This window comes from Fredinandcohnia quinoae, from assembly GCF_022427965.1.
GTDB lineage: Bacteria > Bacillota > Bacilli > Bacillales > Bacillaceae_L > Ferdinandcohnia > Ferdinandcohnia quinoae.
On sequence record NZ_JAKTTI010000083.1, the window covers coordinates 1 to 1,302 of the forward strand.

The window sequence follows — 1,302 nt, forward strand, 5'->3', positions numbered from 1 at the left end:
TGATCATGCACCTGTCAAGTAGACACTCTTAAAAACAGCCATTATGCCGATTTTAATCGATAGTTTACAGGACTCATTTTTAGTTTCGTTTGTATCCGTTTATGGTTATAATAGTTAATATAGGAAGCTACGGCATCGATTACTTCAACAGCTGTTTCTGGTTGTGTGAAATAGTACATTTCACACTTTAAATGGCCAAAGAAGTTCTCGATACAAGCGTTGTCCCAGCAGTTGCCTCTGCGGGACATCGATTGGGTTAAGCCCATCTTTTCTAATCGCTTGATGTAGCCTGGGTTTGTAAATTGGATGCCTTGATCACTATGTATGATGGCTCCTTTTTCAAACCCTTTCTTTTTGAGGTCCTCCAATGCACGAAAAACTAACCCCATATTCTGGCTCTGACCTATTGAATAACTCACAATTTCACCATTAAATAAATCTTTAATTGCACACACATACATCCACTTCTGAGAGCCTTTTTTCACCTCAACATAGGTGATATCTATCGCTAGTTTAATACCCGATTTGATTGCTTTAAAATTGCGATTTAAAATGTTAGGAAATTCACCATGTGGTTGTACACGGTTTCTAAATCGTTTTCTTCGGATTCTACAGTATAAGCCATATTTACGCATGATTCTCGAAACTCTCTTTTCGTTTATAATCAACCCGTACTCGTCCTTTAATGCTAGTTTTATTCTCTTTCTGCCGTATGTCCCGCGATGATATTGGAATATCTTAGTGATATAAGGCAAAAGCATTTCATCCTTTGTATCCTGCACGTTTTCCGCATTACGCTTCAACCACTTGTAGTAACCCGAACGTGAAACTTCTGTTATCTCCACCAATTTTTGAACTGGATGGCTCTTTGCATTTGCGTGTATAAACGCAAATTGTGCTTCCTTATCATTCACCCCCTTTTCAGATCCAACAACTTTTTTAAATACTCATTCTCCAATTTAAGCTTTTCATATTTTTCTTCTAAAGTGACCTCTTCCTTTTTACTTTTCCCTTTACTACGACGTCCTCTAGTCTCCTCTAGTGCTTTAAATCCACCTTCTCTTACCTTACGAACCCACTCATTAATCCTTTTATAACTATGAATATCATACTTCTTAGCTAATTCAGTGGAGGAATGTCCCTCCAAATACATTTCAACTAATTGCTTCTTTAAATCATAAGGATATGTTCTCATTTTCATTTGCCATTAACCCTCTCTCATAAACCCCTGTAAAAAAACTATATCATTAATTTGAGAGTGGTTGTTTCTCTAAAACTGTCTACTATATAGGTACAATAGCA

The 1,302-nt window shown here is 36.7% G+C and carries 2 protein-coding genes; both read right to left on the minus strand.

Features of this window, described 5'->3' with window-relative positions; all coding sequences use genetic code 11:
- Window positions 1–41: 41 nt before the first annotated feature.
- Window positions 42–914 (minus strand): IS3 family transposase, encoded by an 873-nt coding sequence (locus tag MJG50_RS21990; RefSeq protein ID WP_240257910.1) that lies wholly within the window; start codon window positions 912–914, stop codon window positions 42–44.
- The gene (locus MJG50_RS21995) at window positions 911–1,201 is read right to left on the minus strand and encodes a helix-turn-helix domain-containing protein (protein ID WP_240257911.1); all 291 of its coding nucleotides are present in this window, start codon (window positions 1,199–1,201) and stop codon (window positions 911–913) included. Before MJG50_RS21995 ends, MJG50_RS21990 begins: the two co-directional genes overlap by 4 nt.
- Window positions 1,202–1,302: the final 101 nt, after the last annotated feature.